This window comes from Candidatus Leptovillus gracilis (assembly GCA_016716065.1).
Classification (GTDB): Bacteria; Chloroflexota; Anaerolineae; order Promineifilales; family Promineifilaceae; genus Leptovillus; species Leptovillus gracilis.
On sequence record JADJXA010000004.1, the window covers coordinates 33404 to 59454 of the forward strand.

Below are 26051 nucleotides of genomic sequence, written 5' to 3' on the forward strand. Positions count from 1 at the left end.
AACTGAATACTGAACACTGAACACTGACTACTGATCACCCACACAAAGGAGCATCGCTTGATAAGACGCGCACTATATCCCGGTACATTCGACCCGGTGCATTATGGTCATCTGGACCTGATGCAGCGGGCCGGTTTGATTTTTGACGAGTTAGTCGTGGGCGTGTATGAACATAAACGGCCGTCTAAATCCGTCCTCTTTTCGGTGGACGAACGCCGTAAAATGATCGAAGACGCGCTGGAAGTGATGAACGGCCTTGATCACAATATCACCACTGTTCCCTTCAGCGGCCTGACGGTGGACCTGGCGCGTGAATTGGGCATCCCGGTGATCGTGCGCGGTCTGCGCGTATTTTCCGACTTCGAGTTTGAGTTTCGGTTTGCCCTGGCAAACCGGCGCATGGCCCCCAACCTGGAAACCGTGAACCTGATCACCCGCGAGGAACACACCTTTCTCAGCAGTACCACCGTGCGCGAAATCGCGTCGCTGGGCGGTGATGTGCGCAGCATGGTTCCGCCCAACGTGGCCGATATGTTGTACCAACGCTTCCAGGCCATGGACGAATCGCACAGCCTGCGCCAGATGCCGCCGCTGCGTGATTAAGCTGTTTTGTTGTGCTACCAGGGGACTAGACATTATAATACCCCTTGAGAAGGTTGGATTGTGAGCAAAAACCGAGGGCGAGGTCATCATGGACATACAACATTTGGTTGATAGATTAGAAGAAGCGCTGAATACCAGCGCCCATTTGCCGTTGAGCGCCTATTTGCTGGTAAACGAAGACCGAATTTACGGCATCATTGACCAAATGCGCGTCGCCATCCCTGAAGAAGTAAAACGCGCCAATCGGGTTGAAGCAGAAAAAGACCGCATCCTGGCCCAGGCCCATGAAGAGGCTGAACGTATTCGTGACCTGGCCCGGCAGGAAGCGGCCGAATTGGTCAAGCGCGACGCCATTATGTCTGCCGCCCAACAGCGGGCCGAAAACATCCTGGAACGTTCGCGCCGCGATTCCGAAGCGCTGCGCCAGGACGCCGATGTGTATGTGGTGGAGGTTCTGACCAGGCTGGAGGAAGACTTGCTGCGTTCCCTGGCGGTGGTGCGGAATGGGATGCGGAAAGTGCAAGTGGAGCAGGATGCGGGCGAACGGCCGTTAACCACTCCCGCCGATTAACCGATTATCCGCCACTTTCTCCAAGGTTTTTCTCTAAACCTGTCTTGACAGCCATTGACCGGCGGCTATAATTGCCAGTCGCGGCCCAAATCGCCGCTTATTTTTTGTCTGGGCAGTAAACGCCCAAATTCGTTGAGAGAGGATGACCAATGGGTGCTGTACCGAAGCGCAGAATTTCCAAAGCCCGGCGTGACCGTCGGCGTGCACACGATTTTATTCAACCATTTCACCTGGTTCGCTGCTCGAAGTGCGGGGCGATGAAACGTTCCCACCACATGTGCCCGGATTGTGGCACCTATCGGGGCCGCCAAATCCTGACTGCGGCGGAAGAGTAGAGCCGTCCTGAAAGAGGCCGTCTTAGTGCGGCCTTTTTTGTACATCCCGTTATTCCGCGTCGCCAGGCACGGAATCTTTTTCCATAACAATCCTATGAGCAGTGCCTTCCTTTTTTCCCGGACAGGGTTCCCAATATGTAGGGATGGGGCAAACGCTGGTAGAGCAAACGCCGGAAGCGCGTGCGGTGTATGAACAGGCCGACGCGCTGTTGGGCTTTTCCTTGTCCACGCTCTGTTTTGTTGGGCCAGAGGAGGCGCTGACAGATACGCTAAACCAGCAGCCAGCGCTGTTTACCACCAGTCTGGCGCTGTTTGCCGCGCTGCAAGCGCAGGGCATGGCCGCGCCAGACTTTGTGGTGGGCCATAGTTTGGGGGAACTTTCGGCGTTGGCGGCTGCCGGCAGCCTGACGTTTGTTGATGGGTTGGCGTTGGTGCGGCGGCGCGCCGAACTGATGCAGGCCGCCGGCCAGCAGGAACCGGGGGGGATGGCGGCCGTGTTGGGGTTGGATTTGCCGGTGGTGGCCGATGTGTGCGTCCAGGCGGCGCAGCAGCACGGCCGTCCGGTGCAGGTAGCCAACGACAACTGCCCCGGTCAGATTGTCATTTCTGGGGATGCGGCGGCGCTGGCAACGGCCGTTACCCTGGCCCAGTCCGCCGGGGCGCGCAAAACTGTCATCTTGCCCATCACCATTGCCGCCCATTCACCGCTGATGGCTTCGGCGGCGGCAGATTTTGCAACGGCCGTTGACCATACCCCCATCTCCCCCCCACAAATCCCCATCATCGGCAACGTGACCGCCCAGCCCCTCCTGACCCCAGAAGACATTCGCGCCGAACTCAAGGCGCAGCTAACCGCCTCCGTTTTGTGGACCGATTCCATGAATTACCTGCTTTCCCACGGTGTAGACACGGTGGTTGAGGTGGGACCGGGCGACGTGCTGCTGAGCCTGATGAAACGGATTGACCGACAAACAAAGCGCGTCAAGGCCGATGCTCCGTAACGCGATTTCCACTTACATGCCTCGAACTGAAAGTTAGGACGGCATCTTCTCATCATTACTCGTTTTGAAAGCCAGCAAGGTGATCGCCACACCGAAAGTGCTATAATTCAGTTATGATACAAACTGATTTTTTTGAGCGCAGAGGGAAAATTAACGAGCTAGATCGCAGTTTTGATCTGGACTTTTGGCAAGCACAGTCTTCAGAAGCTCGTTTTAATGCGTCTTGGGAACTAATCGTTCATTATGTCAAAGTTAAAGGTTTAGATGTTCGTCAACTCCGACTTCAGCGATCTCTTGAGTCTTTTCAAAGACAACGGGGTTAAGTATCTGGTCATTGGCGGCTATGCAGTCATTCAGCATGCTGAACCTCGTTTTACTAAAGACCTCGATTTGTGGATAAGCACTGACATAGAAAATGCCGCAGCAGTGTATAAATCGCTCCGCGAGTTTGGCGCTCCACTGGAAGGGTTAACAGAATCGGATTTTGCTGAAGAAGGATATTTTTATCAGATGGGCGTCCCTCCAGTACGAGTAGATGTGTTAATGGGAATACCAGGTTTGAAATTTGCGGAAGCCTGGGAAAGGAGGGTCGAAGTGAAGTTTGAAGATCTTCTCGTAGCGTTTATCTCTCGCCAGGACCTTATTACTGCTAAGCGTGCCTCTGGTCGTCCACAAGATTTAATTGATGCTGATTTATTGACACAGGTCAAAAACGATTGATCAGGACTGCTTAAAGTCCATACAAGCGTCCTAACAACCCATCCAGGTGACGCTGGCGCGATGCCTCGGAAGGCTGGCGTTTTGGCTACGATTCATTCATTGGTGAATCGCGCCAGCGCACCTGATGGGGGCGTTAGGCGGCAGACAGGATAACTGTAAATGCAGGTTACTACAACCGTCAAACCAAAGGACAGAGTTGCCTGGCGCGTCTGGCTTGAAGAACACCATGCAATAGCCGCTGAGATTTGGCTGTTATTCGATGATCGTCCTGAAGAGACTGCGGTGTCTTATCTGGATGCTGTGGAGGAGGCGATCTGTTTTGGCTGGATCGACAGCATCCAGAAACGGTTCTCCCCAAATGAACGTGCTCAGCGGTTTACACCCCGCAAACAACGCAGTAATTGGACAGAACTAAACAAGGAGCGCGCTCGCCGCTTAATTCGGCTCGGGCTAATGACTGACTCTGGCCGGGCAACGCTTCCTGATCTGGAAACGCGGTCTGTAGTAGCTGCGGATATTGTGGATGCACTCAAGGCAGAACCTGGCGCCTGGTCTAGCTTCCTTGCATTTCCCGACCTGTACCGACGGGTGCGCATTGGCTATATCGAAGAGATGCGCAAGAACCCTGGTGAATTCGAACGCCGACTGCGAAACTTTGTGAAGCGAACTTCAGCCAACCAGGTGTTTGGCAATTGGAATGATGGAGGACGACTTGGATGAATGTAGAACCGTGTAACAATGGGTTGCAAGTCTTGGCGCGGTTGAGGAGGCTGGATTCGGGTATGCTGGTGGAAAGGGAAAGATGTGCGGTGGAAAACGGCCGTGCGCTCTTTCAGGCAATCGTAGGCAGTTGTAAGACGGCAGTCGCCCAACAAAACTTCCAGCCACCCCCCCCTTGCAGAGTGATACTTCAAGGCATTGCACAGCACGGCGGCTGAAGCCGGGATTACCCATCATTCGCTATCCCAAAGCCAACAAAGCCCACCCAACATAGGCATCAAGCCGACAAAACTGCATTCAGGTTTTCAGCTTATGCCACTAAAACGGCGGGCGTGATACAGCAATATATCAATTTGTGCTGGGAGATAATATCATGACATCCATTAACAGTTCTAAGGATCGTTTCAGGTCTGCGTCGTTGATCATCGAACTTGCTCTTCTAGGGGCATTTTTCTGGTTTGACTATACAGATCGGATTTCTCTTCCTGTATCAAATACCCCCTATCTTTTTCTTATAGGTTGGCTGTCATTACGTCTACGAGGCCTACGTTGGAGGGATGTCGGATGGAGCCGCCCCTCAGATATTCGCCAAACCGCGATTGTTGCACTGATTTCCGCTGTCATCTTCCAACTATTTTCTCTCTTGGTAATGATCCCTATAGCAACACGACTAACTGGAGAAACAATCGATCTGTCGCTGCTAGAGCAGATAGAGGGTAATCCTGTCATGTTATTGGTTGGACTGATCACCGTATGGATATTGGCTGCGTTTGGCGAGGAATTTGTGTACCGCGGCTATCTCTTAAATCGAATCTCTGATGTTACCGGTCAAAATATGTTAGGGTGGGGATTAGCGTTACTGATTTCATCCTTTATCTTTGGCATCATACACTTCTACCAAGGTATCGTCGGGGTAATTGACACGGGTGTTTCTGGGTTGGTGTTTGGTGGATTATACTTGATGTGGCGGCGCAACTTATGGATGCCTATTCTGACACATGGCTTTTCAAACTCGATTGCCCTTGTATTAGCATTTCTGGGAGTGCTGTGAGGTTTTGGTTGTTGAAGTTTTCGGGAATGGCGGGCAGTTGGGCTGGCGAACGGCCGTTTGCTCGCAAACTTTTGGGCAACAGCAACTGCCCTATCCGCCCAAGTCAGTCGGCTTCGGCGCAGGTCTTAACAAATTTACTCTGGAAACAAAGCCAGCGTCAGGTGGGATGCCTCTAACATTGGTTCCGGCCAATACTGGCGCGAGTCCTCGGAGGGCTTGCGTCTTGGCTGCGGTTGAGGCTTTGGACGACAGCGCCAGCGCGCCTGAACCGGGCGTTCGATTTACACGGGAGGTAGATAGTGTCATTAGCCAATAAAGTTGCCATTGTTACCGGCGCGTCGCGTGGCATTGGCCGGGCCATTGCCGAAGATTTAGCGGCCAACGGCGCGAAGGTGGTCGTCAACTACAACGCCAGCGCGGCGGCAGCCGACGCAGTGGTGGCCGCGATTCAGGCGCAGGGGGGACAAGCAACAGCCGTGCCCGCCGATGTGTCCGATTTCCAGGCCGCCCAAGACCTCATCAAAGCCGCCCTGGACGCCTATGGGCAAATAGACATCCTGGTCAACAACGCCGGTACCACCCGCGACATGCTGCTGCCCATGATGAAAGAAGAAGATTGGGACCTGGTGCTGGACACCAACCTGAAAAGTGTGTTTAATTGCTGCAAAGCCGTGACGCGCCCCATGCTGCGGCGCAAACAAGGCGGGCGTATCATCAACATCTCTTCGGTCGTTGGCTTGATTGGGCAGGCCGGGCAGGCCAATTACGCCGCTTCCAAAGCTGGCGTCATCGGCTTCACCAAATCGCTCGCCAAAGAATTAGGGCCACGTGGCATCACTGTCAACGCCATCGCCCCCGGCTTTTTCCCCACGGCCTTAACCACCGTGCTGCCGGACGACCTGAAAGAGAAATCATTGGAATTTATCCCCCTCGGCCGTTGGGGCAATTTGCCGGAAGTGGCTTACCTGGCAACCTTTCTGGCCTCCGACAAAGCGGCCTACATCACCGGCCAGGTGATCAATGTGGATGGCGGCGTTGCCATGTAAGGTATCATTCGGAAGATTGGCCCAATCTCCAAGATTGGCCCAATCTGGACCATGTAATTATTAGATGATCACTTAGGGTTCAATACGAATACGGCGTGTGAAACGATGAGCGAAGTAAAAGAAAGTTTAGGGCGCATTGAAGTTGCGCCAGGCGTGTTGGCTACCATCGCCCAATATGCGGCGATGCGGGTGGATGGCGTCACCAAAATGGCCCCTATTCCGCCAGACGTGGCCCGCCTGTTTCGCCGCGAAGTGAAGCAAGATGGCATTTTGCTGGAGATTGGCGAGCAAAATCAGGTAAAAATTGATATTTACGTTATAATGGACCCGCAGGTTAACATCATGGAAGCCAGCCGCAGGATACAGGCGGCTGTCCTGGAAGCGGTTGACACGATGGTCGGCATTCCGGTAGAAGCGATTAACGTCCACGTTGAGGACGTCATTTATGCTCAGGAGTAAAGACTGTTGTCCGGGCGCTTGGCAGTTTTTCTCACCCGCCTATGAAAACAAGACGACGCGCGCGCCGCGTAACCCTTGAGACTCTTTACGAATATGATATAGCCAGCCATCCGCCGGGCGTGATTCTGCAACAACGGTTAGAGGATCAACCGATGGAAAAAGCGGGCGTGGACTTTGCTTCGCACCTGGTGCAGGGAACCATCACCCATCTGGAAGAGATGGATATACTTATCTCCCGCTATGCCCCGGAATGGCCGCTGGACCAGATGGCGGTGATTGATCGCAATATTTTGCGCATCGCCATCTTTGAATTTTTGATTGATGGGGAAACGCCGGTGAAGGTAGCCATTAACGAGGCGGTAGAGCTGGCGAAAACCTATGGCTCAGACAGCGCCCCTCGTTTTATCAATGGCGTTTTAGGTACATTGGCCGATAAAATTCCCGCGCTGCGTCAGGAACTGCTGCTGGCCGTGCCGGAGTAGTGTAGCCCGGCAGCGTTGCGCCATTTAGCCATGAGCAGCGTTCACTGTTTTGACAATGATGGGCTGATCCACCTGGCTGCCGCCGATTCGCTTGCTTTTGCCTCGGCCGTTTATGGCATTTTTGTTGAAAACGACCGCCTCCTGCTGCTTTCCCAGAAATCCACTCAGCTATATGCGCCGCCCGGTTGTATTCTGACTTTCCATCAGGTTCCAACGCAGGCTATTCGGCATTACTTTCGTCGTCTGGCGGCTATTACGCCGAATTTGGGGCCGCTGCTGCTGCTGGAAGACCAATATCGCTGGTTAGACGGCCGTGCCTGGCGGATTGCGGCCATGTATTATGCGGTGTCACGGCCGTTTACCGCCGCCATTTACCTCAACGAAACCCTGGAACCAGACGCCACCCCCACCTGGATAGACCCCGACGCCTTACAGCGCGACCAATTCCTCTTCGGCTACAAAGCCGTCACCGCCGGCATCTCCCGCCTCAACCCCGCTCGCCGCTAAGCCGGTTGTCCGTTGTCCGTTATCCGTTGTCCGTTACCTGTCACCCTGTCACCCCTTCACCCGCTCATTCCCCGGCCACCAGCGCCACCAGCGCCAACACATCATCCACCAACTTGGTCAGCGCCGGAGCAGCCGCCTGTTGGTTCGCCAGGGCGATGATCGTGATCTTGCTGTCTGGCAAATACCACATGCTGCCGGAAAAACCAGTGGTGCTGCCTTCGTAACCCCACAGTGTGCCCCAGGGCGTTTCTCGCTGCATGACACCTGGCCCGTAACCCACGCCGTTATCCATGTCGGTGGTCAGGTGGGTGAAACCGGCGTTGGCCCCGGAGAGTTGGCGGCCGGCCAGCGCCGGGACAAATTTCGCCAGGTCTACGGCCGTAGAGACCAGCCCGTCATCGTCCCAGCCCCTTGCCTTCGTGGGCGTCAAGGACACGGCTGTTCCCCTGGTAGCCGGGTACGTGACCTTCCGGCAGGTCTTCGGCCCGCTCCAGATACGTCTCATCCAGGTCCAGGCGGTAGAGAAAGCGTTCGCGAACGCTGTAGGCCAATGTTTCGCCGGTGATGGCCTCGGCGACCATTTGCAGCAAAACGTAGTTGGTGTTGGAAAGGGCGAAACCCGCGCCGGGGGCAAATTCGGCGGGGCCATCGGCGTAGGCCACTACCTCCGCCGGCGTCCAGGCATAGGCGGGGTTGGCGGCGTAGGCGGCCTGGAAGTCTGGGTTTTGGGCGTAATCGGGGATGCCGCTGCGCATGGTGAGGAGCTGGCCGATGGTGGCGGCACGGCCGTTGCCCAACTGCGCCAGCATCTCCGCCGGCAGCCATTTATCCAGCGTGTCGTCCAGCGACACGGCCCCTTCTTCGATAAGCTGCATGATCAGCGTACTGGTGAAGGGCTGCGTCAGCGGCCCGATGCGGAAGAGGGCGTCGCTGCGCATAGCCTGACCGCTCTCCACGTCGGCCAGCCCGGCGGCGAATAGCTGCTTGCCTACGCCCGGCCCTTCCACGTACAGCGCCCACCGGCCCGGGCAAACGAGGCTTGTTGGGCATTGATGGCGTCGTAAGCCGCGCGTTGCTGCTGGCAGCCACGCCAACCAGTAGAGCAAAGTAGGAGAGTTATGTCGGCGTTAGTGCCTGTTTTGTAAATGTAACCATTAGCCGTGAACCCAAATCCAAATCGCATGGTTATTTGAGGAATGGTTATAAATTCAACAAGGCGGTGCTGGGAGCCTGTCGAGGCCGCCGAAGCATCCGAAGCATCCCAACGTCCAGTTAGTTGATAGTTGGTCCGATGAGTCCGCTGCAGACCATGCGTAAATGTAAAGAAGATCCGTCAATGACCATGCCCACAAATCCCAAAATCCTTCTTCCTTGACCAATTCGCCAATTTGCTTACCATACGGGCTATGAGTAAAGGTAGCGGTTACCAATTGGAGTATCTGGAAAAGTACCGGCAGCGGCCGTCTACACCACCGCCGGACAAGAAGGGCCAACCGCCGGACAAAAAAAACCGCGCGGCTGTGTGCGCCTGCTCATCTGGCTGGTGCAGTTGAGTTTGTTGGCGCTGCTGTTGGCGGTCGTCGCTGGGATTGGCGGCTATATTTTCCTCAATCAGCAGCTGGCCGGGGCCATCGAACAGGTGACCACTTACCGGGGTTCCGGGGCCGGGGGCACGCCCCGCTTTTACGACCGCAACGGCAATTTGCTGTTTGAGCTGACCACCACCGAAAAGCGGCGCTGGCTGACCTACAGCGAAATTCCGCGTGTCATCATCCAGGCCACCGTGGCCGCCGAAGACGATACCTTCTGGACCAATCCCGGCGTAGATGTGGCCGCCAACGTCGCCGCCCTGGTACGCAACTATCGCAACCCAGACGGCCGTCCTGTGGGCGCCAGCACCATCACCCAACAGCTTGTACGCCACATCGCCTTCACCTACGAAGAGCGCATCGCCGTCAGTTACCAGCGCAAACTACGCGAGATGTTCCTGGCCTTCATCCTCACCCAACAGCGCAGCAAAGAGGCCATCATCCAGATGTACCTCAACGAAATCTACTATGGCAACCTGGCCTACGGCATCGAAGCCGCCGCCCAGACCTATTTTGGCAAAGCGGCCGCAGACCTGACTCTGGCCGAAGCCGCTTTCCTGGCCGGGCTGCCGCAGTCGCCCTACGAACTAGACCCATACAGCAATTGGGAAGGAGCCAAAGCGCGGCAGGCGTTTATCCTCGATTTAATGCTCGATGAAGGCTATATCAGCTATATAGACGCCGAAGTCGGCAAAGGCGCGCCGCTGACGCTGGCGCCATTGATTCCAGTGCAAGAGCAGGCAGCCGAGGCAGTGCTGGAAGCGCCCCATTTTGTCTTATACGCCCAAAACGAATTGGAACAGCGTTATGGGGCCGACGCCCTGATCAAAGGCGGTTGGCAGGTGACCACCAGCCTGGATTTGGACCTGCACAAACTGGCCGAGCAGGCGGCGCGCGAGGGCGTGGCCGCCAACGCCGCCCACGACGTCGGCAACGGCGCGGTGGTGGCGCTTAAACCGGCCACCGGCGAAATTTTGGCGATGGTGGGCAGCCTGGACTATTTTAACGAGGCCATCGCCGGGCAGGTGAACGTGTCGCTGCGGCCGCGGCAGCCGGGCAGCGCCATCAAGCCCATCACCTATGCCGCGGCGCTGGCGCGGGGCTGGACCACCGCCGACGTACTTTGGGATGTGCCCATCAAGCTGGATTTGGGTGGCGGGCAGATGATGACGCCGGTGAATTACGACGGCCGTTACCGCGGCCCCGTGCTCTTCCGCGACGCCCTGGCCAACAGCTACAACATCCCGCCCATCCAACTGCTGCGCGACGTAGGCTTGCCCACGTTTATCGCCACCGCCCGTTCGATGGGCATCGAATCGTTCCGCGAAGACCCCAGCTATTATGGCCTGGCTATCACTCTGGGCGGCGGCGAAGTGCCCTTGCTGGAACTGACCCACGCCTACGCCACCCTGGCGAACATGGGGCAAAAACCACGCCTCACCAGCATCCTGCGCATCACTGACAGCCGGGGCAATGTGGTCTACGACGCCCAACGGGACCGCACGCCGCCGGTGAAGGCCCTGGACCCGCGCATCGCCTACATCATCAGCGATATTTTGGACGACGACAAAGCGCGGCTGCCAGCCATGGGCGGGGGCAACGCCCTGGAACTGCCCTTCCCGGCGGCCGTCAAAACGGGCACGACGACCGATTTCCGCGACGCCTGGGCGGTGGGCTACACGCCGGGCGTGGTGGTGGGCGTCTGGCTGGGCAATTCCGACGGCCGTCCCATGCGTGATTTGCCCGGTTTACGCAGTTCGGCGGTGGTCTGGAACCGCATCATGCAGGCCATTTACGCCGACGAGGGCATGATGGGCAGTTTGCTGGTAGACGGCCGTTATCCACCCACCGCCTTCACCCAACCGGCCGGGCTGGAAGCCAAACAGGTATGCCTGCCGCAGGGAACCGGCGGAACGCGCTGTACCGCCTCGCGGGTGGACTTGTTTCTGGTGGGCGCGCCGCAGCACGGCATCGCCAGCATCCAATACAACACCAACGCTTCGGCCAATCCGGGGGCCTGGACGCTGGTAACGCAGCCGCTGCGGGTCGAAGACGCGCAAAAAGTCACCCTCTCCGACCTGGCCGACGGCACAAAAGCGCCGCGCCCGACCGAATGCGTGGTCAACAGCGCCCGCGCCTCCGACAGCGCGGCGCGGCTCTATTTGCCGCCGCCGCCCCACTATCCAGACGAGGTACGCGCCCGGCTGTGGGCGCAGGGCGCGGGCTATCGCATCGCCCCGGCCACCGTCTGCCCGCTGGGTTATGCCAGCGCCGCCGGCAGCGGCGCGGCCGCGCCGACGGACGACGGCCGTATCAACAGTTCATCGGGCGCGCCGGTAGCCGCCCCGGCCAGCGGCAATTATTACATCCTGGCCCCCTCGGCCGGTTCGACGGTGCGTGGGTTGGTGATGGTGCATGGCACGGCCGTGTTGGATTCCGGCCAGACGTATCTGGTGGAAATTAGCAGTGGGGCAGCGGGCGGCTGGACGGCCGTGAACCCCACCCCCCAAGACCGCGCCGTCACCAACGGCACCCTGGCCCAACTCCAGGCCGACGCCTTTCCCCCTGGCGATTACACCCTGCGCCTCTCTCTCTACCGCGCCGACGGCAGTTTGGCCGGCGAACCGCATCTGGTCCCCATTGTGATTGGCTCCTGAATCCTCAACCAAATCCCAACCTTTTGGTAAGTAATCTCTTAAGAACGTAAAATAGAATATAGTTAGTAGTACCTCAGTACCATACAATAGGGTCTGTAAACAAAAACGCAGACGAAGACGCATAGGTTGTGGGTGCGTCTGGCAGTTCCCCCGCAATGGTTTTGTCCGTTCAGCGCGCAGAAAGAAGGCAGCCACACACTTTCTGCGGTCAAGAAGCTCAACTGTTGGTAATGGCAAAAATTGAGCTTCGCCCACCGCAAGGCACTATTTTATCCCAGGTTTTACAGGAATTTTCGACAACGCACCCATATCCAGGTCGGAGCAGAGGCATTAGCTGTATACCGTCCCATTGGCATTCGCCAGAGATGAAGCCCACCGAATACGGATTACGGCTGCACCTCCACTCCGCCGCAAATTCCCCAAGAACCTTATTTCGTCATCCATTCCCTGAAATGAAGGAGAAACAATTCATGAGTACAAAAAATGTCTGGGGCAAATTAAAGCGTTATTCCCCGCTCGCGATGGCTGCGCTGTTGGTTTTGTTATTGAGTCTGACAACTTCGCGCGCCAGCGCCCAGGCGGGTATAGACGGCCCCCTTCTTGAACGTTTAACGGTAACCGGCCAATATGGCACGGTTGTCGGCGGTGCGGGGCTGGTAGCCACCGGCATTAACAGCCTGACTATGACTGTACCGGGAACCCGCATCGAGGCCGCTTATCTCTATTGGGCCGGAACCGGCGTGGACGAAGTTGGCGACAATGAAATTACGTTCCAGGTAAACGCCAATGCGCCGCAATCGCTGACAGCCGATCATATTTATGGCCCTTCGTTTTGGTATCTGAATCCGTTTTACCACCATGTGTTTGTGCGCGACATCACCAGCCTGGCGCAGCTTGGGACGCACACGTATACCATGTCCGATTACACCGTTAGCGGCCCCATTGACAGCGCCCTGGCGTATGGCTTTGGCATCGTGGTGGTTTATGAGGATCCCACGTTGAACACGCGCACCATTGTGCTGAAAGATGGGTTAGATTCTGTCTGGTTTGGTTTTGATGAGCCGCGCGACAGCCCATCGTCGGTTAACTGCATGACATTTGAAGCCAACCTCACGTCGCCGCGGGTGATGGACTTTTATGTGTTTGTCGGTGGCTCGGCCGATTCTATCGCCGAAGACCGGCCCAATCGGCTGCATTACATCGTCGGCAGTGGGACTGTGCCGACACAAGTTGTAGGCGCGCCGGGCAGCGTAGCGATACAAGACCCTTTCACTTCGGCCGACGGCCGTTCCTGGGACACGTACCGCCAAATGGGGGTGGTGATTCCCGCCGGTTCCACTTATGTCTGCTTGCAAACAGAGTCTGTGGAAGGATTTGAGCCGACAGGCGCGAGCTTTTTGTGGTTGATGGGTGGTTTTACGCTGAAAAATGAAACGCCAACGGCCGTTTCCCTTGCCACCATCACCGCCAACAACCCCATGGCCTTGCCGGCCGTCGCTGTGACCCTGGCCCTGGTGCTGTTTAGCGGCATCACCGGCCTCCTGGTTACCCGCCGCCAGCGCTTGTAGACCTGGGGGAGCGTTTGGCAGTGTTCAGTGTTCAGTGTTCAGTAATCAGTAGTCAGTGACCCTAAAAGTTCAACTTCTGGCAAGAAGTTGAACTTTTTTCTTTCCCCTGTCCCTGTCATCGTTGTCACCCTGTCACCGGCAGTTCCAATGATGAACCTGCCCCTACCATAAAATGAACCATGCCCATAATTGGAATTGCCACCCTGTCACCCCCTCACTGTCCATAGTACAAATTACCCCCCCCCGCTCCCAGGTTGTTGTAACCAAATCTCAACGAACTCTGTTTTGCACGGCCGTATACTTGCTAACAAGTGGACAAGGCGGAAGCACCCGATTCTCTGGAATAGTTTGGCAGTTGCCTGGTTTGATGGTTGGTTTGCCAACCGGGTAGTGGCAATTGTTGAACATGCAAAGCAGCGTGGGCAGCCTGCCGCCACAAAAAAATTATCAGGGGAGCGTCTGACCTGGCGGGTGAGCAAACAGCCGCGAGCGGGGAGACGAACCTACTACAAAACAGAAAAGGAGTATGTAAGATGAAGAAAAGTGGAAAAACACAGAAGTATTGGGTGTTTATGCTGTTGTTGTTGGCGATGGTGGTGGGAACGGCCGTTGTGTATGCGGCAGAGATAACAGTTGATCATTTTTCAACACTTACCGCAAACTTTAGGAGATGGCGATGAAGATGTCTTTCATGACGAACTGCCTGTAACTGTGTGTGATCATATCGGTCCACTTGCCTCTTGAACAATAGGTAATCATCGAGAAGTTATGTATTGAGGTATTAGAAGGAGATATTGATGCTCAGGCGCGTTTGCAAGCATCAGCAATTAACCAATATCTTTTGTTGTCGCTAGATCCATCGGTAACCGCAGTTGCTTATGTGCAATGGGATGGGGCAGATGCTACAGAAAATATCGATCCAACTGGTTTGGGGATTGTAGACTTTACCGACACTGGCTTAAACGATGGTGTTTTAGTACGTATCATTAATTCTGATGGCTTGCCGGTAGAGATTACAATTCGCTTTTATAGTGATGCCAGTAATTGGGCAGAAAGCCAAACGTTCCAGACAACTGTTTCTACAGGTCAGGTCGTAGATCTTTTTATCCCTTTGCAAATTTGGTGATGGGGCCGGTAGTATGGATCCAACTGATATTGGAGCTGTTGAAGTTGAAGTTGACGCTACCATAGAAGCAGGCGCAGACCTCACCATTAAATTGATCAAGGCCACAAGCCTTTGGGACTTTGGCGATTTACCAGATGGTTATGGTACGCTTTTGGCCTCCAATGGCGCCAGACACCGCACAACAACCGGTTTGCGATTAGGCGCCAGCGTAGATGCCGAAGGCAATGGCTTCCCTACTGCGGATGCTACGGGTGACAATACCAACTTTGCTTTCGGTACAACCAATGATGAAGATGGCGTCGTGCGGCAGCCAGGCGTTGGCGGCGCGGGCGCTGGTGGGAATGGGGGTTGGACAAACGGTACAGTTGCTAGTGGCAATGGTGGACGCCTGGACCTTACCATCACCGGCGGCAGCGGTGTGCCACAGGTATTTATTGATTTCGGCGATGGCAATGGCAATCTAAGCGGTACACTCACTCCGGTTACGCTGCGTAACAGTTCCGGGACAGCGCTTGGCACAACTTTTGCCGCCGGGACGCATCAAGTTTACTTTGACATTCCAGATCTCTCGTTTGCGGTTGATGGGCAGCCAATGGCTGTGCGGGTTCGCCTTAGCAGCGCTGGTGGGTTAGGCTCGACCGGTCCTGCGCTGGATGGCGAAGTGGAAGATTATATCTACAGCTTTGGCCCAACGGCCGTTTCCCTCCAATCCTTCACCCCGGCCGCCAGCAGCACCCTGCCGGTCATCGCTTTCATCGGCTTCCTCGGTCTGGCCATCGTCAGCCTGGGCGCTTTCATCGTCCGCCGCGAACGAAGCCGTTTGTAGTTGATAGTTGGGAGTTGATAGTTGTTAGTAAGAAGGGTCGGCGTCCCCTGGACGCCGACCCTTTTTCTATTTGCCTGTCCAGACACCCTGGCGCTCACCAAAGCCGGGTATATACCAAGAATATATGGGTCTTTCGGATCTCGTGGGGTATCGCTAAATGTAGGGGCGGGTCTTGTACCCGCCCAGTCGAGGGCGACCCTTGTGGTCGCCCCTACATCTGGTGTCAACCCCATGAAATCCTGAAGAGCCTCATTTTTGGGGGGCGGCCTGAAGTGGCGGGACCGCATGGTATAATCCAGTCCAACAAGATGCGCGGAAGTAATATGAAGGACAAGAACGTGAAACCGATTTCTCATAGAAAGGCCCTTATGCCTCTGGTCGGTTGGCTGGTGGGGTGGGGCGCTGTTTTTTGCTTTGTTTTCCCCCTCAATGCCGCGCAAACGGCCGTGCCCCCCATCCTCGCCAACAGCGCCACCGTTAACTACCCCAACGACGTGCGCTTTAGCCTGCAGCTGCCGCCAGATACGGCCGTTACCCAGGCCACCCTGCGCTACGACGTGCCCATCACAAGCTGCCTGGAAGCCGCCGCCCAGGTCGCCGTCCCCCTGACCCCCACCGCCAATGGCCCCACCGCCGATTGGACCTGGGTGATGAGCCGTTCCGGCAACCCGCCGCCCGGCGCAGTCCTCTGGTGGGAATGGCTGCTCACCGACGCCGACGGCCGCCAAACCACCACCCCGCGCCAAAGCCTCACCTTCACCGACGACCGCTTCAACTGGCAAACCGTGTCCGACGGCCGTATCACCCTCCACTGGTATCGCGGCGACATTGGCCCCCTGCTGCTGGAAGCGGCCACAGACGGCCTGGCCCGCCTGGAAACCGACATGGGCATCCAACTGCAAGACGACGTGCAGTTCTACATCTACGGCAGCGCCGCCGACATGCGCGCCGCCGTGCTCTACGTGCAAGATTGGGCCGGCGGCCTGGCCTTCAGCGACTACAACACCATCCTCATCGGCGTGCCGCCGGCAAGCGCCGCCGATTGGGGGCGCAGCACCGTGCGCCACGAACTGGCCCACCTGGTGACCGGCCAATTCGCCCAAAGCTGCGTCGGCGGCCAGCGCCCCACCTGGCTGGAAGAAGGGCTGGCCGTCTACGCCGAAGGCGCTCCCTCCAGCGACATGCAAAGCGCCCTGGCGCAAGCCCAGGCCAACAACAGCTTTGAACCCCTGCGCAGTCTGGCCGGTTCTTTTCCGGCGCACAGCCAGCAGGCGGGCAGCGCCTATGCCCAAAGCTACAGCGTGGTAGACTTTATGCTGGCCGCTTACGGCCGCGACAAACTCCAAGAGCTTCTGTTGGCGCTGGCCGCCGGGCAGGGCAGCGACGCCGCCCTGGAGCAGGTGTACGGCGTCAACGTAGATGGCCTGGAAGCGGCCTGGCGGGCAGCGCGTGGGCTGCCAGAACGGCCGTATCCGCCCACCCCCACCCCCATCAGCGCCGCCGCCGTAGCCACCATCGTCCCCATGGGCCGCCCCGCCAGCCTGCCCACCCCACCCGCCGCCGCTGCGCCGCCGCCCGCCGCGCCGACCCCATCCACCACCGTCTGCGGCCCCGGCGCAATTCCCTTGGCATGGATTGGTCTGATGATGGTGTACGGCCGTCGGAAAATGGTGCGGTTGGATTAGTGTTCAGTGTTCAGTTTGCTGAACACTGGTTACTGAACACTGGTTACTGAACACTGGCTTAGGGCTGTTTCAAAGTAAAAAGTGGCGTACAAGGTGGAATTGATGCAAAGTTTCCTAAATTCTACAAAAGCGAGGAAACATGCGAATCGAAATTCCACCTGTGTACACTATTTTTGACTCAATTCCTGATTGGCGCAAGGCAAAAGGGAAAAGGTACGGCTTGAAGAATTTGATCGAGTTCATCGTTTTGGCTATCTTGTGCGGGAAGAACAGCGCCCGGGCTGCGTCTCGCTGGGGAAAACACCTTCCGGCAGGCGTGAAAAAGCGGTTAGGTATCGAACTGGAGCGCCACCCTTCACCAGCTATGTTATGTCGTGTTTTCTGGCACATAGAAGCGACGGTACTCGAAACGAGAATCAGAGAGTGGGCCACCCAGGTGCATCAACAACTTGTCCTGGCCGGCCTGGTTCGTGGGGTAGCCGTGGACGGCAAAAGCATTCGTCGGGCCGCTTCCTTGGGTAGTCCCAATGCCTTTTTAGTGGCGGCTGTTTGTCACCAACTGCGTTTTGTCCTCAACCAGGTCGCTGTGGCTGACAAAACAAACGAAATCACCTGTGTCCCTACCTTGCTGGAACATTTGTTGCTCAAAGGGCTGGTTATCACCGTCGATGCCCTGTTAACGCAACAACAGATTGCTACCCAGATTCGGCGAGCAGGGGGGCATTATGTGATGTATGTCAAAGGCAATCAGCCCAAATGCTTCAGGCACTGGTCCAACTGTTTACGCCACCCCGCCGCCCTGGCGTAGCCCTTGACCATGCCCGGCAGGTCAAAAAAGGACATGGTCGGATTGAAATACGGAAATCTGGGTTTCGACGAACCTGAATGGCTACCTTGACTGGCCGGATGTCGCCCAAGTCTTTTGTCTGAAACGCACCCGACAGGAAGTAAAACCCAACAAAACCACGGAAACTATTGTCTATGGGGTCAGCCGTCGTTGTCAGCGGCTGAGGCATCACCGGATGAAATTATCGAGATAACCCGCGACCATTGGGCGGCGATTGAGAATGGTCTCCACTGGGTCAGGGATGTTGTTATGGGCGAGGATGCTTCCACTACTCGTCAACCGGGTGCACCACAAGTGCGGGCGGCCTTTCGCAACATAGCCATTAGTCTCGTCCGGTTGTCCGGCTTCGATTCGGTTACTGAATCGATTGATGCTTTTTCTGCTGACCCATACAAAGCCCTGGATACCATGGGGCTTTGATACTTTGAAACAGCCCTACACTGGCTACTGACTCCTAGCGCCCGCGCCCAACCTGCGCTAAATTTAGCGGCGTGACAATCTCTAAACCCCGCATTTCCCCTGTTCTGGCTCTGGCCGTCGGCATTCTGGCCGTCTCCTCCGGCTCCATCCTGGCGCGGTTGGCCCAGGCGGAAAACGTGCCCTCGCTGGTCATCGCCGCCGGCCGCACGGCCGTCGCCGCCCTCATCCTGCTGCCCATCCTGCTCACCCGCCACCGCGACGAAGTGCGCCAGCTAACGCCGGCCGACTGGCGGCTGGCGCTGCTGTCTGGCCTGCTGCTGGCGGTTCATTTTGCCACCTGGATCAGCTCGCTGGCCTACACCTCGGTCGCCAGTTCCACCGTGCTGGTCTCCACCTCGCCGTTGTGGGTAGCGGTGGCCGCCCCCTTTGTGTTGGACGAACGCTTCACCCGGCCGTTAAAGATCGGCATGGGCCTGGCGCTGTTGGGCAGCCTGATTATCAGCCTGGGCGGGAATGTGGGGTTGGTAGACGGCCGTCTGGTCGTCAATGTGGCGGCGGCAGATGGGGCGGCAGGACGGCCGTTATTGGGCAGCAGTCTGGCGTTGGCCGGGGCCATCGCCGCCGCCGGCTATCTGCTCATCGGTCGCAAACTGCGCGCCCGGCTGTCGCTGGTGGGTTACATCACCCTGGTCTACACCACCGCCGCCTTGTGCCTCATTCTGGTTGTTTATCTCAGCGGCGGCAGCCTGTTGGGTTACAGCGCCCGCGCCTATTGGCTGCTGCTGCTCATGGGTTTGGGGCCGCAGTTGATGGGCCATTCCTCCTTCAACTACGCCCTGGCTTATCTCCCGGCGGCCATCGTCGGCGCGACCACCTTCGCCGAACCCATCGGCGCATCTATCCTGGCCCTGCTGATATTTGGCGAAGTACCCGGACCCCTGGTAATCTTAGGTGGATTATTCGTCTTCGCCGGCCTGCTAACCGCCAGCCGACGCCCATAAACTACCAACTATCAACTACCAACTATCAACTATGAAACTCTCACAATCCTTCGGAAAAACTCTGCGCGAAGCCCCAGCCGACGCCGAGCTGGCCAGCCATCAACTGCTCATCCGCGCCAACTTTGTGCGGCCCATTGGCGCGGGCATCTACACCTTCATGCCTCTCGGCTACCGCGTCATCCGCCGCATCTGGCAGATCATGGCTGAGGAGATGGAGGCCATCGGCGGCCAGGAGATGTGGATGCCCAATTTGCACCCGGCGGCGCTGTGGCAGGCCACCGGCCGTTGGGACACCGTAGACGTGCTGATGAAGGTGAAGGCGGGCGGCGGCCGTGAATACGCCCTCTCCGCCACCCACGAAGAAGTCATCACCGATTTGTGCTTGCGCGAAATTGAAAGTTACCGCGACCTGCCGCGCATGGTCTACCACATCAGCAAAAAGTTCCGCGATGAGGCGCGGGCGCGCGGCGGGCTGCTGCGCCTGCGCGAATTTATCATGAAAGACGCCTACAGCCTGGACACCGGCGAAGCAGCGTTCGACGCCTATTATCCGCGCATGATTCAGGCTTATGACAACATCTTCGCCCGCTGCGGCGCGCCGGCCGTAGCCATCAACGCCGATACGGGGGCAATGGGCGGCAAAACGTCGCATGAATTTGTCGTGCCCCACGCCGATGGCGAGGATACCTACATCGCCTGTACCAACTGCGACTATGCCGCCAACGTGGAAGCGGCCGAATTTGTGCGCGAGGGCGAGAAACCGGCCGAGCTGGCCACCCTGACAAAAGTGGCGACGCCGGATTGCAAAACCATCGCCGACGTGGCCGCTTTTGTCGGCGCGCCCGCCAGCCAGACGCTCAAGGCGGTGTTTTATTGGTGGACACCGCTGGGAGGGGATGACGGCCGTTTCCTTTTCCTCCTGGTGCGCGGCGATTTAGAGATCAACGAGGTCAAGCTGCGCAACGCATTGGGCGGCGGTGGCCTGCGCCCGGCCACCGACGACGAAATTCGCGCCGCCGGGGCCGAGCCAGGCTATGCCTCGCCGGTGGGTCTGGCCGTGGCTGCTGCGCCCGACCAGCCCGGCCTCCTGGTCCTGGCCGATCTGTCCATCGAGGCCGGCGGCAACTTTGTGGTGGGGGCCAACGACGCCGGTTATCACTACACCGGCGCCAACTACCCGCGTGACTTCACCGTCACCCAACTGGCGGATGTGGCTCAGGCGGACAGCGGCCACGCCTGCCCGCGCTGCGGCGGGCGCATTGAAGCGCGGCGCTGCGTGGAAGTGGGCCACTGTTTTAAGCTGGGCGTGCGCTACAGCCTGCCCACCGGGGCGAACTACTTGGATGAAAACGGCCGTCCCCAACCCATCTTCATGGGGTCCTACGGCATCGGGCTAGACCGGCTCATGGCCACCATCGTCGAGCTGCACCACGACGCCGACGGCATCATCTGGCCGGAAAGCGTCGCCCCTTTCCACGTCCATCTGCTGCACATCGGCAAGGGCGACGAGGTGCGCCTGGCGGCTGACCACCTGTATGACGAACTGCGCGCCGCCGGCATCCGTGTGTTGTATGATGACCGCGAGGCCAGCGCCGGGGTAAAATTCAAAGACGCCGACCTGATCGGCCTGCCCTGGCGGGTGACGGTAGGGGCGAAGGGGCTGAGCGAGAACCGGCTGGAAGTGAAACGGCGCGATCAATCGGAACGGGTCGCCGTCCCCTGGCCCGACCTGATAAGCTATTTGCGTTCTTTATCTATGTGATGGCTGAGACAAATAAGCTGATCTTATTAATAGCCAAAGACGATTGGCTGATAGAGACAATTGACTCCGTTTTGCGCGGCCCGTCTTTGTTTCAGGGCGCACCGTCAGAAGGGGTCTTGCGCCAGACGCCAACCGCCGATGAGGCGCTGCGCAAGTTTTCTGATACAGAGTTCCTATTGATTTTGCTGGAGTACCAGCTGCTGGAAACGGCCGCTATCGAACAACTGCAAGCCGGTTTTGCCAGGACGCCCATCATTCTGCTTGTTACGCTGGAACAGGAAGCTGAGGCCACAGCCATCATTCAGGCCGGCAAAGTGCAAGATTATTTGCTCGCCGAAGAGCTAACCGAGAACATTATGCGCCGCTTGCTGCGGCCGGCTCATCTGTATACAGAAACCCGGCGGCGTTTGCGCGAGATGCAGGTCCTGAACAGTGTGGCCGATGTGGCCAGCAGGGCGACCAACGTGACAGATTTGTTAACCGATGTCACGCACATCATCACCAACAACCTATACCCGTATCATTTTGGGTTTGTGATGCGCCAGGAAAACGGCCGTTGGCAGCCCCATCCGGCCTATCACAGCCTGCATCCCCTACAGTTACCCATCACGGTAGACGAGACGAAAAGTGCTATCGGCTGGGTCGCCCGACACGGCCTTGCGCGCCGCATCGCTGATGCGCCAAACGAGCCAGACTGCCAGCCCCTTGACCCGCGCACAGCCGCCGAACTGTGCGCCCCCCTCATCATCCAGGGCCAGACAATTGGCGTGATGAACGTGGAAAGCGCAAAAGCATACAGCTTCACCGAAGCCGATGAACAAATGCTGCTGACGCTGGGCCGGCAGTTGGCTACCGCCATCGAAAAAATCAACCTGTTTGAAGCAGAACGGCAGCAGCGGCAAGAGGCGGAAACGCTGCGCGATATTATGGCCACCCTGGCCTCCACACTGGACCATAACCAGGTACTCGATGAGATTCTGGCTTATCTGGATAAAGTGGTGAAACATGATACAGCCTGCCTTTTCCTGTTGGATGGCGACTACCTGAGGCTTCAGGCAGCGCATGGATTCGACGATCCGGACGCCCTGCTTGGCACATACTACCCGGCCACGGATCCATTTTTCTGCGAGATGCAGCGGACCAGGCAGCCCATTTACGTGCCGGATGTTAGACAACATGCCGATTTCCGCTGTTGGGGGGACGCCGCGCACGTTCGCGGCTGGATTTGCGCTCCGCTGGTTGTCCATGACCAGGTTGTAGGGGTTCTGACAGTGGACAACAGGAAGGCAGAGGCGTACACGTCACGAGATGTGGCATTGGCGCAGGCGTTTGCCAACCAGGCGGCCGTTGCCATTGAAAACGCCCGTCTCTACAAATCGGCGCAAATGGCCCACCATACGGCCGAAATTTTTCGCGCCGCCAATGAAGCGTTGACACAAACGTTGGATACCAACCAGGTGATGGAAACGCTGCTGGACTTTTTGGTGAAGCTGGTTCCCGTAGACAGCGCCAGTATTTTGTTGTTGGACGAAGATGGCGATTATGCGCGGCTGCACGCCGCCCGTGGTTTTGAGAACTGGACAGATGTCACGGCCGTTACCCAAATCCGCATCAATATCCACACCAACCGCACACTGTCGCCCATCTTTCAGCAAAAACGCAGTGTCCTCATCGCCGACACGTTAACCCACCCAGATTGGGAGCAGTTCCCGGCGACCAACTATTTGCGCAGTTGGTTGGGTGTGCCCATTTCCGCCGGGAACAAGGTCATTGGCGCGTTTTCGTTGGATAAGGTGACGCCTCGCTTTTTCACCTCAGAACACCGCCATCTGGTGGAGTCTTTGACCGCCCAGGCTAATGTGGCCTTGCAAAACGCGCAGTATTTCGCCCAAATGGAGCGACGGGCCGCAGAGTTGGCGACCATCACGCGCATTTCGGCGGCGCTGCGGTTGGCGCAGTCGGTGGACGAGATGTTGGCGATTGTGTTGCAGCAGGCAACGGCCGTTGTGGGCGCGGTGTTTGGCAGCATCTACCTGGTGGATGCCGACAGCGGCGACCTGGTGCTGCAAGCCTGTTTGCCACCTGATCTGGTGGCGTTGGGTCATCGGCACACACCGGGCGAGGGCATTACCGGCCACGTGGCCGCCAGCGGCCAACCCTATGTTAGCCCCAATATCTGGCAGGATCCGCTGTTTGTGCCGTTTCCGGTTAACGAAACATTTTTTCAAAGTTTGTGCGCCGCGGTTTCTTTGCCGCTGCAAACGCAAACGCAGGTCATCGGCGTGCTGCATATTAGCCTGGACCGGCCGCACGAATTTTTCAGGGGGGAGATGAATCTGCTCCTGGCTGTGGCCGAAATTGCGGCCAGCGCCCTGAGCCGGGCGCTGGTGCTGGCAACGCTGGAACAGCGGGTAGACCGCCGTACCCGTGAGTTGGCCGAGGCCAATGAGCGGCTGCAAGAGTTGGACCGGCTGAAGACCAAATTTGTGTCCGATGTCTCGCATGAACTACGCACGCCTATCACCAATCTGACGCTTTATCTGGATTTGTTGGAACGGGGCCAGGCGGAACGGCGCGAACAGTATCAGGCGATTTTGCGCAAACAGGTGGACCGGCTGAATTCCCTGATTGAAGATACGCTGCAATTGTCGCGGTTGGATATGGGCAAGACGGAGATGCAGTTTGCCGCCGAGGATGTTAATGAGATTGTGGCCGAATGTGTGGCGGAGGTTCAGCCGTTGGCCGAAAAAGCGGACGGGCTGTTGGTAACGGCCGTTTTGCAGCCCAATTTGCCACCCATCCTGGCCGACCGGGGACAACTGGTGGTGGTGCTGCAAAATTTGCTGCAAAATGCCATCACCTATACGCCTCAAGGCGCTGTTTGCGTCCGCACAACGGCCGTCGCCGACGGCCCTGTCTGCCTGTCCATTAGCGATACCGGCACGGGCATAACGGATGAAGACCTACCCCATATTTTCGAGCGTTTCTACCGGGGTACGGCCGTCAGCCAATCTACCCTGCCCGGAACCGGCCTGGGGCTGTCTATCGCCCACGAGATCATCGAAAGACATCAAGGGACCATTCAGGTAGAAAGCCACACCGGCGCCGGTACGACGTTTACCGTATGCCTGCCGCAGGCGAACGAAGGACGGGGAACGGGCAACGCGGAATCAACCGACCAACCCATTAAAAAGTTCAACTTCTTCGGAGAAGTTGAACTTTTAGACAGGTGAACCCCCCCAATAAGGAGAGCCTTTCCATGACAAAACGACAACCCTGGCATGAATGCGCCCAAGATTTAGTAGACGTGGCCATGGGGCGCAAGGCGGCGACGATGGTGATTCGGGACGGCCGTTGGGTCAACGTCCACAGCGGCGAAATCATCCCTCATACCGACATTGCCATCTACCAAAGCCGCATCGCCTATGTGGGCGAGGACGCCGGTTATACGATTGGTCCGGCGACGGTGGTGGTGGCGGCAAACGGCCGTTACCTCATCCCCGGTCTCTGCGACGCCCACATGCACGTCGAAAGCGGCATGGTGACAGTGACCGAATTCGCCCGCGCCGTCATCCCGCATGGTACCACCAGCATGTTCATTGATCCGCACGAGATCGCCAACGTGTTGGGGCTGCCCGGCGTGCGCCTGATGCACGACGAAGCGCAAACCCTGCCGATCAATGTCTACGTGCAGATGCCTTCCTGTGTGCCCAGCGCCCCCGGCCTGGAAACCCCCGGCGCATCTATCGGCCCGGCCGAAGTGGCCGAGGCGATGACCTGGCCGGGCATCATCGGCCTGGGCGAGATGATGAACTTCCCCGGCGTCTTCCTGAATGACGCCAAAATGCACGCCGAAATGGCCGAGACGATGAAGGCGGGCAAGGTGATCGGCGGTCATTATGCCTCGGCCGATTTGGGACGGCCGTTTCACGGTTACGTTGCCGGCGGTCCGGCCGACGACCACGAAGGTACGCGCGTCGAAGACGCCATCGCCCGCGTCCGCCGCGGCATGAAGGCGATGCTGCGCCTCGGCTCCGCCTGGTACGACGTGGCCGCCCAGGTGAAAGCGATCACCGAATTGGGGCTGGACAGCCGCAGTTTCGTCCTCTGTACCGACGACAGTCACTCCGGCACGCTGGTCCACGACGGCCACATGAACCGCGTCGTGCGCCACGCCATCGCCCAGGGACTCAAACCCATCACCGCCATCCAGATGGCCACCCTGAACACCGCCCAACATTTTGGCGTAGAAAAGGACATTGGCTCGATCAGCCCCGGCCGTTACGCCGACATCATCCTCAGCAGCGATTTGGCCGCCCTACCGATTGAGTTGGTCATTGCGGCAGGCGAGGTGGTGGCGGAAAACGGCCGTCTTATCGCCGACCTGGCCCCCTACCACTACCCCGACTTCGCCAAAAACACCATCAAACTGGGCAAGGAGTTAACGGCCGTTGACTTCAATATCCCCACCCCTCAATCGTCAATCGTCAATCGTCAATCGTCAATTGCCACTCGCGTGATTGGCGTTGTGGAAAACCAGGCCCCCACCCGCGCCCTCACCCGCGAACTGCCCATTCAAGATAGCCTGGTCATCGGCGACCCGGCGCAAGATGTCTGCCAGATCGCCCTGGTGGAGCGCCACCGGGCCACCGGCGGCGTCATCAACGGCTTCGTCCACGGTTTCGGCTTCAACGTCCCCTGCGCCGTCGCCACCACCGTCGCCCACGACAGCCACCACCTGATCGTCGTCGGCACGGACAAGGCGAACATGGCCCTGGCCGCCAATCGCCTGGGCGCGGTCGGCGGCGGCGTGGTCGTCTACAAAGAGGGCGCGGAGATCGCCCTGGTGGAACTGCCCATCGCTGGCCTGATGTCCAACGAACGGGCGGAAATCGTCGCCGACAAAGCGGCCCGCATGGTGGCGGCGATGGCCGAGTGCGGCTGCGCCCTGAACAACGCCTACATGCAGCTCAGCCTGCTGGCCCTCGTCGTCATCCCCGAACTGCGCATCTCCGACTTGGGCCTGGTGGACGTGACAAAGTTTGAGGTGGTTGATTTGTTTGTGAGGTGAGGGG

General features: G+C 57.8%; 25 protein-coding genes. 23 read left to right on the top strand and 2 right to left on the bottom strand.

Features of this window, described 5'->3' with window-relative positions:
* Window positions 1-60: 60 nt before the first annotated feature.
* The 11 genes from coaD (at window position 61) to IPM39_12970 (ending at window position 7495) form a co-directional block, all read left to right on the top strand.
* Entirely contained in the window at window positions 61-603 is a 543-nt protein-coding gene (coaD, locus tag IPM39_12920) for a pantetheine-phosphate adenylyltransferase (GenBank protein ID MBK8986957.1), read from the top strand.
* Window positions 604-691: 88 nt separating this feature from the next.
* Entirely contained in the window at window positions 692-1174 is a 483-nt protein-coding gene (locus IPM39_12925) for a hypothetical protein (protein ID MBK8986958.1), read from the top strand.
* A gap of 149 nt (window positions 1175-1323) precedes the next feature.
* Entirely contained in the window at window positions 1324-1509 is a 186-nt protein-coding gene (gene rpmF / locus IPM39_12930; protein ID MBK8986959.1) for a 50S ribosomal protein L32, read from the top strand.
* A gap of 143 nt (window positions 1510-1652) precedes the next feature.
* Window positions 1653-2510 carry an ACP S-malonyltransferase gene (fabD, locus tag IPM39_12935; protein ID MBK8986960.1) on the top strand — a complete coding sequence of 286 codons (858 nt, stop codon included), beginning with the start codon at window positions 1653-1655 and terminating at the stop codon, window positions 2508-2510.
* A gap of 264 nt (window positions 2511-2774) precedes the next feature.
* Window positions 2775-3230 (top strand): hypothetical protein, encoded by a 456-nt coding sequence (locus IPM39_12940; GenBank protein MBK8986961.1) that lies wholly within the window; start codon window positions 2775-2777, stop codon window positions 3228-3230.
* Window positions 3231-3389: 159 nt separating this feature from the next.
* The gene (locus IPM39_12945; protein MBK8986962.1) at window positions 3390-3950 is read left to right on the top strand and encodes a YdeI/OmpD-associated family protein; all 561 of its coding nucleotides are present in this window, start codon (window positions 3390-3392) and stop codon (window positions 3948-3950) included.
* 373 nt (window positions 3951-4323) lie between these two features.
* Window positions 4324-5001, top strand: a complete 678-nt coding sequence (locus IPM39_12950; GenBank protein MBK8986963.1) for a CPBP family intramembrane metalloprotease — start codon at window positions 4324-4326, stop codon at window positions 4999-5001.
* A gap of 299 nt (window positions 5002-5300) precedes the next feature.
* Window positions 5301-6047 carry a 3-oxoacyl-[acyl-carrier-protein] reductase gene (fabG, locus tag IPM39_12955; GenBank protein MBK8986964.1) on the top strand — a complete coding sequence of 249 codons (747 nt, stop codon included), beginning with the start codon at window positions 5301-5303 and terminating at the stop codon, window positions 6045-6047.
* A gap of 105 nt (window positions 6048-6152) precedes the next feature.
* Window positions 6153-6506 (top strand): Asp23/Gls24 family envelope stress response protein, encoded by a 354-nt coding sequence (locus tag IPM39_12960; protein ID MBK8986965.1) that lies wholly within the window; start codon window positions 6153-6155, stop codon window positions 6504-6506.
* Between the two features lie 41 nt (window positions 6507-6547).
* The gene (gene nusB, locus IPM39_12965; protein ID MBK8986966.1) at window positions 6548-6988 is read left to right on the top strand and encodes a transcription antitermination factor NusB; all 441 of its coding nucleotides are present in this window, start codon (window positions 6548-6550) and stop codon (window positions 6986-6988) included.
* A gap of 30 nt (window positions 6989-7018) precedes the next feature.
* Window positions 7019-7495 (top strand): hypothetical protein, encoded by a 477-nt coding sequence (locus tag IPM39_12970; GenBank protein ID MBK8986967.1) that lies wholly within the window; start codon window positions 7019-7021, stop codon window positions 7493-7495.
* Window positions 7496-7559: 64 nt separating this feature from the next.
* Here IPM39_12970 and IPM39_12975 read toward each other — a convergent pair whose 3' ends face one another.
* A complete protein-coding gene (locus tag IPM39_12975; protein MBK8986968.1) occupies window positions 7560-7931 on the bottom strand; it encodes a serine hydrolase in 372 nt (123 codons plus the stop codon).
* Window positions 7891-8502 carry a beta-lactamase family protein gene (locus IPM39_12980; protein MBK8986969.1) on the bottom strand — a complete coding sequence of 204 codons (612 nt, stop codon included), beginning with the start codon at window positions 8500-8502 and terminating at the stop codon, window positions 7891-7893. The genes IPM39_12975 and IPM39_12980 overlap by 41 nt, the downstream gene beginning before the upstream one ends.
* 399 nt (window positions 8503-8901) lie before the next feature.
* On the opposite strand from IPM39_12980, the gene IPM39_12985 reads away from it, so the two are divergent.
* From IPM39_12985 to ade, 12 genes are all read left to right on the top strand, one after another.
* A complete protein-coding gene (locus IPM39_12985; protein ID MBK8986970.1) occupies window positions 8902-9048 on the top strand; it encodes a hypothetical protein in 147 nt (48 codons plus the stop codon).
* Entirely contained in the window at window positions 9018-11741 is a 2724-nt protein-coding gene (locus tag IPM39_12990; protein ID MBK8986971.1) for a transglycosylase domain-containing protein, read from the top strand. Before IPM39_12985 ends, IPM39_12990 begins: the two co-directional genes overlap by 31 nt.
* Before the next feature lie 470 nt (window positions 11742-12211).
* Window positions 12212-13309, top strand: a complete 1098-nt coding sequence (locus tag IPM39_12995; GenBank protein MBK8986972.1) for a hypothetical protein — start codon at window positions 12212-12214, stop codon at window positions 13307-13309.
* A gap of 811 nt (window positions 13310-14120) precedes the next feature.
* Window positions 14121-14435, top strand: coding sequence for a hypothetical protein (locus IPM39_13000; GenBank protein ID MBK8986973.1), 315 nt, complete (start codon window positions 14121-14123; stop codon window positions 14433-14435).
* Between the two features lie 13 nt (window positions 14436-14448).
* Entirely contained in the window at window positions 14449-15261 is an 813-nt protein-coding gene (locus tag IPM39_13005) for a hypothetical protein (protein ID MBK8986974.1), read from the top strand.
* 368 nt (window positions 15262-15629) lie between these two features.
* Window positions 15630-16946: a hypothetical protein gene (locus IPM39_13010; protein ID MBK8986975.1), complete on the top strand. Its 1317-nt coding sequence runs from the start codon at window positions 15630-15632 to the stop codon at window positions 16944-16946.
* 139 nt (window positions 16947-17085) lie between these two features.
* Entirely contained in the window at window positions 17086-17754 is a 669-nt protein-coding gene (locus IPM39_13015) for an ISAs1 family transposase (GenBank protein ID MBK8986976.1), read from the top strand.
* Window positions 17755-17868: 114 nt separating this feature from the next.
* Window positions 17869-18213 carry a transposase gene (locus IPM39_13020; protein MBK8986977.1) on the top strand — a complete coding sequence of 115 codons (345 nt, stop codon included), beginning with the start codon at window positions 17869-17871 and terminating at the stop codon, window positions 18211-18213.
* Between the two features lie 71 nt (window positions 18214-18284).
* Window positions 18285-19214, top strand: a complete 930-nt coding sequence (locus IPM39_13025) for a DMT family transporter (GenBank protein ID MBK8986978.1) — start codon at window positions 18285-18287, stop codon at window positions 19212-19214.
* Between the two features lie 31 nt (window positions 19215-19245).
* On the top strand, window positions 19246-20976 hold the full coding sequence (locus IPM39_13030) for a proline--tRNA ligase (GenBank protein ID MBK8986979.1): 1731 nt from the start codon (window positions 19246-19248) through the stop codon (window positions 20974-20976).
* Window positions 20976-24209 carry a GAF domain-containing protein gene (locus IPM39_13035; GenBank protein ID MBK8986980.1) on the top strand — a complete coding sequence of 1078 codons (3234 nt, stop codon included), beginning with the start codon at window positions 20976-20978 and terminating at the stop codon, window positions 24207-24209. The genes IPM39_13030 and IPM39_13035 overlap by 1 nt, the downstream gene beginning before the upstream one ends.
* Before the next feature lie 26 nt (window positions 24210-24235).
* Complete coding sequence (gene ade / locus IPM39_13040) at window positions 24236-26047, top strand: adenine deaminase (protein MBK8986981.1); 1812 nt, start codon at window positions 24236-24238, stop codon at window positions 26045-26047.
* Window positions 26048-26051: the final 4 nt, after the last annotated feature.

Coding starts and splice junctions, on each gene's coding strand:
- IPM39_12925 (MBK8986958.1), top strand. CDS start 692: ATGGACATACAACATTTGGTTGATAGATTAGAAGAAGCGCTGAATACC.
- rpmF (MBK8986959.1), top strand. CDS start 1,324: ATGGGTGCTGTACCGAAGCGCAGAATTTCCAAAGCCCGGCGTGACCGT.
- fabD (MBK8986960.1), top strand. CDS start 1,653: ATGGGGCAAACGCTGGTAGAGCAAACGCCGGAAGCGCGTGCGGTGTAT.
- IPM39_12940 (MBK8986961.1), top strand. CDS start 2,775: ATGTTCGTCAACTCCGACTTCAGCGATCTCTTGAGTCTTTTCAAAGAC.
- IPM39_12945 (MBK8986962.1), top strand. CDS start 3,390: ATGCAGGTTACTACAACCGTCAAACCAAAGGACAGAGTTGCCTGGCGC.
- IPM39_12950 (MBK8986963.1), top strand. CDS start 4,324: ATGACATCCATTAACAGTTCTAAGGATCGTTTCAGGTCTGCGTCGTTG.
- IPM39_12960 (MBK8986965.1), top strand. CDS start 6,153: ATGAGCGAAGTAAAAGAAAGTTTAGGGCGCATTGAAGTTGCGCCAGGC.
- nusB (MBK8986966.1), top strand. CDS start 6,548: ATGAAAACAAGACGACGCGCGCGCCGCGTAACCCTTGAGACTCTTTAC.
- IPM39_12970 (MBK8986967.1), top strand. CDS start 7,019: ATGAGCAGCGTTCACTGTTTTGACAATGATGGGCTGATCCACCTGGCT.
- IPM39_12985 (MBK8986970.1), top strand. CDS start 8,902: ATGAGTAAAGGTAGCGGTTACCAATTGGAGTATCTGGAAAAGTACCGG.
- IPM39_12995 (MBK8986972.1), top strand. CDS start 12,212: ATGAGTACAAAAAATGTCTGGGGCAAATTAAAGCGTTATTCCCCGCTC.
- IPM39_13005 (MBK8986974.1), top strand. CDS start 14,449: ATGGATCCAACTGATATTGGAGCTGTTGAAGTTGAAGTTGACGCTACC.
- IPM39_13010 (MBK8986975.1), top strand. CDS start 15,630: ATGCCTCTGGTCGGTTGGCTGGTGGGGTGGGGCGCTGTTTTTTGCTTT.
- IPM39_13015 (MBK8986976.1), top strand. CDS start 17,086: ATGCGAATCGAAATTCCACCTGTGTACACTATTTTTGACTCAATTCCT.
- IPM39_13030 (MBK8986979.1), top strand. CDS start 19,246: ATGAAACTCTCACAATCCTTCGGAAAAACTCTGCGCGAAGCCCCAGCC.
- IPM39_13035 (MBK8986980.1), top strand. CDS start 20,976: ATGGCTGAGACAAATAAGCTGATCTTATTAATAGCCAAAGACGATTGG.
- ade (MBK8986981.1), top strand. CDS start 24,236: ATGACAAAACGACAACCCTGGCATGAATGCGCCCAAGATTTAGTAGAC.